Origin of the sequence: Bacteroides sp. DH3716P, from assembly GCF_025914115.1 — a bacterium.
Lineage (GTDB): Bacteria > Bacteroidota > Bacteroidia > Bacteroidales > Bacteroidaceae > Bacteroides > Bacteroides ovatus.
Genome location: NZ_CP083673.1, coordinates 4,511,211 through 4,519,444, shown reverse-complemented (window position 1 = coordinate 4,519,444; position 8,234 = coordinate 4,511,211). Strand labels below are relative to the sequence as shown.

The following is an 8,234-nucleotide window of genomic DNA, read 5'->3' as shown; positions in this document are numbered from 1 at the left end:
TTGATTTTGCCCATAAGTGCATATTTGAATTTTATGAGGCAAAGGTATCAAAACCTTATGATATAAACCAATTATGAACATCTACTTATAAGAATCTGCACCACCATCATACCCTTGAATTCGTTGTTCATCCAAAGAACAAGCTGTCAATAGGATAACAGGAATATGACAGGTTTGTAATTCGCTTTTCAAGCGACGACAACATTCAATTCCATCCATTCCGGGCATCATTACATCGGAGATAATCAAGTCCGGGACATATTTCATAGCTTTACGAATACCTTCCGAGCCGTATGCAGCTTCTATAACAGTATAATCAGTGTGAAGCAATCCATGCACATATAAGCGAATATCAGCGTTATCATCAATAATCAGAACGCAAGGTTTGGAAGAGTCGTAACTTTTTTCCAATTCCTCTTCTTCGTAAGTTAAAGCATCATTCAAGCTCGAAGAACCGGAATAACCAGAAGTTGCAGGAGTTACGGGAGCCCCAGCAACGGCAGAGGTTGCAGCATCGGTGGAGGTTACAGAAGTAGCAGGGACAGAGAATGCCGGAGAGTTTTCAGAAACAACAGTCTCGCAAGTCTGTACAGGCAAATCAACGGTAAAGATAGTTCCTTGCTTTTCATCACTTTCCACTGTGATGGTACCTTTATGCAATTCCACAAAAGCCTTTACCAATGCCAGTCCAATACCCGAACCGGCATGGTGCATATCTATCTTATAGAAACGGTCGAAAATATTCCGGATATGCGCCGCAGAAATCATTGAGCCGGTATTGGCAACAGTAAAGCGAATCCAACAATGATCGTCTTTAGTCAGGGAAGATAAGCGTACAGTTACTTTTCCATTCTCCGGAGTAAATTTGAAAGCGTTGGAAAGGAGGTTGAAATAGATGCGTTCCAACTTTTCTACATCTGCCAATGTGCGGTAATCCGTATCCGGCATATAATCGAATGAGAAATGAATATGTTTCTTCCGGGCTGCTGCCATGAAAGACTCGTTCCATCCCTCAAAAGAAGAAAGAATGTCTAACGAAATAGGAGTATATTCCATTTTTCCATTCTCGTATTTACGAAAATCCAGAATCTGATTGACAAGACGCAAGAGGATATTCACGTTTCGCTGAACTAACAATAACATTCGGCGCTGATCTTCACTCAAAGACGAATCAGCCAGTAAATGCTCTACCGGGTCGGCAACTAATGTCAGTGGAGTACGAAAATCGTGAGATATATTTGTGAAGAAAACCAGCTTGGCATGAGTCGCTTCTTCCAGTTGATGAGAAAGCTGGATAAGCTGATCCCGCTGTTCTTCGAGTTTGTCACGCTGTTCTTCAAGAATATCCCGTTGCTCTTCGAGTTTATCGCGCTGTTGCTCTACTTGTTTCTTCTGTTCGGACAACTCTTTATTCAGGCGATTCTTGGAACGGAGGGATTTATAGACTACCAACAACAATCCCGCTACTAATAAAAGAATAACCAAGCCGCCATACATCACGACCTGCTGCGTAGCTACACGCGACAGATACCCACCGATACGTCCGTTCAATGTTTCAATCTTCTGATCCAGTTCCGAGATATGGGTAGTCTGAAGTTGCATAACGTGCGCGTTCGTGCGGTCTACAACGGCAGTATTCATGACCGTTTCGCGAGGATAAGACTTCTTCTCAAGAATATTCATGGCCAGTTGCATCACTTTGTCCCCATTAGTCGGATAAATAAAAGTTGCATCGAGCACATTGTCAAGCACCAATTCAAGCCCGTTTCCTTTGCCGGGCAGGGCATCAATGCCAACAAAAATCATTTCCTTTTCACGTCCGGCTTTCTTCGCAGCTTGATAGGCTCCCGGAGCGATACGGTCGTTATGTGCATATACCGCATCAATCTTCGGATGACGGCGAAGCATACTATCCATTTCCACTTCTGCCGGTTCACGTTCCCAGGCAGCATCCGCTTTATCAATCAGTTTGATATCCGGATAATTGCTGATAGCAGCCATAAATCCCTGATGGCGTTCCATGGCAGGGGTGGAACCACTCAGTCCGGTAAGCTCCACTACATTCCCTTTCCCTTTCAGACTTGATGCGATATAATTTCCTACCGCACGACCTATTTCATAATTATCGGCACCGATATAGGCAGTATATTTATCAGAAAGTATCTTCCGGTCTACAAGAATGACAGGTATTCCTTTCTGATAGGCCTCCTCCACAATTGGAGTCATGGGAGCCGCTTCATTGGCGGAAATTATCAGTAAATCAACTCCTTTATCTATAAAATAATGAACATCTTCCGCCTGCTTACGGTTATCATCCGCCGCCGAGCGGATTTCAACCGACACTCCATCATAAAACATCGCTTCGCGAAGAATCTCATCATTCATCTTGTGCCTCCAAGAGTCATCGCTACATTGGGCCACCCCAATACGGAAACGAGGCGCATCCTGCCGACAGGCCGCCAAGCCCAAAAGACAAAACAAGACTGTTATCCACTTCGTATATTTCATCGCTTCAATCATTCCCTTTCTTTCGTATATCTTTTGTATTTCTTTCTGTAATCCAAATTTCTCTCCCCGCATTATTTGCATTCACCACCGGGAAATACATCAGTTCCACTTTCACAGGGTTCAGCGTATATTTTCCAGTAAAGCGTGGAAGCAAAGGAACCGTAAACTGATAAGTACCTACCGGTAATTTTTCGCTAAAGATAACAGTTTTCTCTTTAAAATACTCACGATATACTTCAGAACGGGAGAAATTAACAGGTTTTGAGGCATAACTACAACCTGCCGGAACAGGAACTTCGAGCATCACATATTGCGCACCCTCCTGTTTCACCTGCAAGGTAACTGTCAATGTAACAGGTACACCCGCCACCAAAGAGTCTTTTTCCAAAGTCACCTCCACCTTGAAAGCATCACTCTGACGAGCATTCATCACACGCTTCATTGAATAGACACTATACAATAAAGGCTCTTTTCCCGTTTTTGAAATAAGCAGACTGTCGCCTGCTGTCAGCCGGGCATGATAAGGAAATTCCATAATTCGTTGATGATCCTTACCGCTCACAGACACCGACGTTCCTGACATCCCTCCGGAACCTGCCAGCAAATCGGTCAGAACAGTTGCCACAGCCGAAGAAGCCTGATACGTATTCCATCCGCGCTCCTTAGTCCGCAAAATATACAATTGCATATTTTCTTTCAACTTACACAGGGAAGGGTCATTTTTAATAATCCGGTAGGCTATCAATGTATTTATCATCTGATTTCCCTCCCAATAATAAGTACGCCGTCCGTCGTCACAGTAAACACCTTCCAGCATATCCTTTTTCAGATAAGGACGTACGCTATCACCCACATTCACCGAATCCACCTGTTGCTTGATTTCCCAGAGAAGCAGCTTCTCTTTCAAGTATGAAAGAGGACGATAATACTTGTTTCTATTTGCCAACGAGTCTTCTTTCTGTTCCAATTGCCGGACGAAAGGTTCCAATAATCTGACTGCCGAAGAATAATCCGCCTCTACTTTCCACTCATGCAGAGCATGAAGTATTTCTATATCTTCCAGTTTCATTCCTCGATAAGGACGCGTATGAGCATACTCCACTTTCAAACCATTCAGATTCAACTCCACAGGATAACCTGCATCTTGCGCCATCTTCAAAGCCCGCAGAATATGCGCAGACATCCAGAAAGAAGTATTTTCAGAGTTCCCCCACCACGACCATAACTGATGTTTGTTCTGATGATTCGTCAGTCGATGGATGATAGATCGAATTGCTTTATCTACTTTCACCTTTTCACCCTTACTCTGCATATACTGTTGGTAAGCCAACAAACCGATTAACTTGGATGCCAGCTGCTCATTGCACAAATATTTGTATCCTGTCAAGTAATTCACTGATTCTTTATAGATGTCCAACTGATTGTCAGTGATACTCACCATCACTTCTTCATCCTCGCCGGATTGCACTTTGACCGTCTTTGCATCGGACAGAATACCCAATGTGCCCTGTGCCAATTCAGTTCCCTGTGGCAGTATCGGAATCGTATATTCCTCTCCATCCTGATAGCCATCGTCGCGAGTGAAAAGATAGCTGATGGTCACGCTATCGGCATGAACTGCCTGCATCGGCACTGTTTCATGAAATCCCTCCATGAAACTCACTTCCTGCCGTTTCAACGTATCCGTTCCGACGCAGAACTGTGTCTTTCCGGCTATGTGCTGCCCATCCAGATAATTGCGGATAGTCCCGACCACCGTACTCTGATCCCCCTCCACCAGGAAACAGGGAGTTTTCAACTCCGCCATCAACGGTTTGTAAGAGCGGACGAAACGTCGGAAAGTACCCGTCTGCAAACGACGGTTCATGCCATAAACGACAGTTTCCCATTTCGTCACATTATCGGGGAAAGTTGTTTCAAACTGTACCGTTCCGGTTTTATCCGTAAACAAACGAGGCTGCCAGAAAGCCACATCCGAAAAATTCCTACGTAAGCCATTCAATTGCATCAGTTCATTATACAACTGTTCGTTATCCGCTTCTTCTTTCGCTTTCTGATCTTGCTCTTCCAGTTTCTCCAAAGGTGCGGTTGCAGCAGCAGAAGAAGAACTTACCATTAATCCGGCAACAGCCCCCGTCAACGAAGATCTTGAACGCATGCCGTATCCTACAACGACCACTTCCTCCAGCGCCTGACTATCTTCTTCCAAAGTAACCAACAGATTGGCTCCGGGAGTTGCTCTCATCTCCTGCTGTTTAAAGCCGACATAACTAAACAAAAGCTGATCCCCTCCCCTGTCACAATCCATTTCGAAATATCCGTCCATGTCGGTGATCGTTCCCTCCGTCGTTCCTTTCACCACCACGCTGCACCCGATTAAAGGCTCTCCGGTAGCATCCGTTACATAACCGGAGACTTTACCGCCGTAATTGCGTACATACTGCCTGATCCTCATTTCCCTGTGACCAGGAAAGTTTGTACCGATCCTGCCAATTCCTCTTCCCAGCAAGAGCCACCCTGCTGACAACGAATCGCGTTCGTGTAGAGGCAGAGATTCCATATCTACATCCAGATAGGTATATGATTGTATCGTCAGAGCATCCTGTTTCAGATACTTTCCATTGTTATAAAGCAAAATCGCATCATACGTTCCGGCAGGAAACTTGGAATATATTCTATTCATTTGCACCAAGGTATCCGGATAAACCAGTTCTCCGGTAGTGCAGTCTTTAAAGAGCAAGTTAGCCACTCCGGTAGAATCTTTTTCTTCCGGAAGCCGGAAATTCAACGTCTTATCCGGCAGGGAGAAATAAATCCGGGTGGGATGCCAACTCTTTCCCTTGCGAAGTTCGGCCACCAGACTACGGAATCTTTCCGGTGATAAATGGTAATCATTCAAAGTCGGAATCTTTGCCACAGACGAAAAATTCAGATAAGCCGGGCACAGTTCCTCATCCTTATATTTATAAACCACATTGCCCTCGAATTCATAAGAGAAACCTCCCTCGTGCCGATACAACACACCATTCATATATTTCCAAGGTCCCGCCTCCACAGGACCTGCCAATATCTTTTTCTTGTAGCGCGACAGCTCCATGAGTGAAACCGGAAACAGCTTTCCATTATGTTTGAGCGAAGTATATACCGCCCCATCCATCACTGGAAGACGGCAAAGATACCGTTCATAACGCTTCTTCTCTTCCGAAGTAAACTTATACTCATCATATTTCCCTTTCCTCTGCCGCAACCAGACTACTTCCACTCCTTGCGGCAACTGATTCATATCGAAACTTAAAATCGTTTTCTTGCCCCGGTCGAAAGCCAGAGAATCAATGATGAAAGCCCTGTCGTGCATTCGCAACATTATCTTCTGCTTTCCCGACGGATGCAATACAGGAAAAGAATACTGCTTAGGCTGTTCCGTCCACGAAAAATAGCAGGGAACATCGTTCTGCTCAATCACATAGATATTCACCGCCCGCCCGTTCAGCATCACATAAGGAGCAAACTGGGTGGTTCCATCCGGTGTATCAACCGTCTGACGGAACAGATTTCCCGAAGGATAAGCAAACTGATAATAAGGCAACTTATCCAAATGAAGCAACTGGTTCCAATGCTGATAATCCAATGTGCCGGTATGTAGATACCCTTTTTGCTTCATTGAGTAGGAAGCACGTTGCTCGCGCGGACGGGGTGCACTCCCGTAATAGGGTAAATCGGGTACGTGATAATCCAGCTGCGTGTTGACCGCAAAAGCTGTCAGATCGACGTTGGATACCGGACGCCCTTGTATATTGGTCACGTTCAATTTTGTTTTCACTTTCTGACCGGGATACACTCGTTCCGGCAAATCAGATTCAATCACCAGCCGTTCGGAAGGTGAAGTGTACGAGCGTTTCAACATACATTCCTTATCCCCCATGAAATAAAATACTTCTACGTAATAGACGGAAGAGGGATCAATCTCTCCGGATTTGTGTTCCATCTCTTTTCCCGAACCTTTCTGCAACAGGCGGTTGCCTTGATACACATACCAGGAAAGTTCCAGCTGCAAAGGATTGGAAAGGGAGACACAGAACGAATCTTTTTCTATGCCGCCATTCAGTTCCAGTTTGGAGTCAAGTGCGGCGGAAGCAATCGTCGTTTCATATCCTGTTTCCGGTATTTTGAAACGATAGTCCGTCACCGCCTGATTGAACGGTTCGCGATAGGGCAAACGCACTTTCTTCACTTCTTTCTTTTCACCATAGGTCAGTTCGGCCGCCACAGGACGCTCCACTCCCAGGTCGAAGAATGAAAAGCAAATAGTATCCGCCTGCGTAGTGCACTGCATATCATAGCACGAATAGTAGAAAGTCGCTTTGCTCTGCTGCTCCAAACGGTTATTGTCTGCCGTAAGCAAAACTACATTCACCGTATAGAAGCAATCGGAAGCTCCGAATATCCGAGCAGGAATATCTACCGAAGCTTTCCCGGAAGCATCCAGTTCCGCCTGCACGGACATCAGGGTATCGGGCAAAGAAAGTATCTGCGCATACGACTTCAGTACCTGCTGTCTGCCGACAGTCACTTCTACATTCACCTCCCGCAAAGGAAGTCCGTTGGCATCCGTTGCACTGATATCCATGCGGTTACTCTGCGATGCATATTGCACATTCGAAGCCAGCTTCACCAACAACTTGTTTCCGTTCAGTTCGTAGTCTTCATATTTGAAATTGGTGGAGGCTACGATGCGTCCCCGCTTATCACGAAGCTGTACGGTATATCTCTGATCGAGCTTCAGGTTCAATGAATCCGCCAACAGGAATTCTCCGGCGAAGCCTCCCGGATGGTAAGGGACGACGGACATTATCTTCTTATAGTCACGCCAGGAAGAACCGACACGCATCCACAATGAAAGTTCCTGTTTCAGAGGACGTTTATGTTCGGAGAGAGCATAAGACTTGAAACGGACAGTTTCGCCCGGTCTGTATTTATTCTTGTCAGTAATCAGGTAACTATAAAACTCCGGTGCATCTTGCCGGTCATAATCATTTTTATACCAGGGTGGTACAAGGTGTTTCCTCAAATCGAATACCGCACGAAACTTATCCACTTCAACCGTCAAAATGTGCTGTTCTTTCTGGGACCAGTTATCGTCAGTATATGTCTGACTGTCTTCATCGTAATAAACAACCTTGCTGCCTACCCGCACTTTGGCATCTTTCCTGATTGTTTCCCCGGCATCAACCACCTGCAAGGTAAGTACACCATACTCCTTGAAAAGGAAAACATGAAAAGGAATCACCGGAGCATAACGGTAATGAACTTCGTTCCGCTCTACATCAGCCAGCAGAAAATGCCCTTTGACCGGAGGGTTGTTCCAAGTTTCCGTGAAACGGGCAAAAGGAGTCTGCTGTATTTTTTTCCACTGTTTCTGTCGGAGTTTGCCTTTGAGAAGTTTCAAGGCCTCTTTGTTGGTCAGTTCGAAAACGATCGTTTCGGAAGAGGCATCGTCCCAGAGCATCGGTTGTCCGAATGCTCCATTGGCAAAAAGCAGGACTCCCAATAACAACAGGCTCTTTAGCTGGCATAGCATTGTGTTCATGGCATTCGATAAATAGATAGATTGAGAACAAAAATAGAAAATAAAACTGTGAGTATGCTATAAATCACCCGATTATTCGCAATCTTATCCTCTGAAAAAAAGTAAAAATAGTCCCCATACTTACCCAGGAAACCATTAA

Annotated in this window: 1 protein-coding gene and 1 pseudogene; both read right to left on the bottom strand. The window is 45.2% G+C overall.

What is annotated here, in order from left to right:
* Positions 1-87 precede the first annotated feature (87 nt).
* A pseudogene (locus KQP79_RS16860) lies at positions 88-2,508 on the bottom strand (substrate-binding domain-containing protein); the annotation flags it as partial.
* 4 nt (positions 2,509-2,512) lie between these two features.
* A complete protein-coding gene (locus KQP79_RS16855) occupies positions 2,513-8,095 on the bottom strand; it encodes a carboxypeptidase-like regulatory domain-containing protein (protein ID WP_234120777.1) in 5,583 nt (1,860 codons plus the stop codon).
* Positions 8,096-8,234 lie beyond the last annotated feature (139 nt).

What these genes read in the sequence shown, in the direction of transcription:
- KQP79_RS16855 (WP_234120777.1), bottom strand. Translation starts at nt 8,095, where the DNA reads ATGAACACAATGCTATGCCAGCTAAAGAGCCTGTTGTTATTGGGAGTC.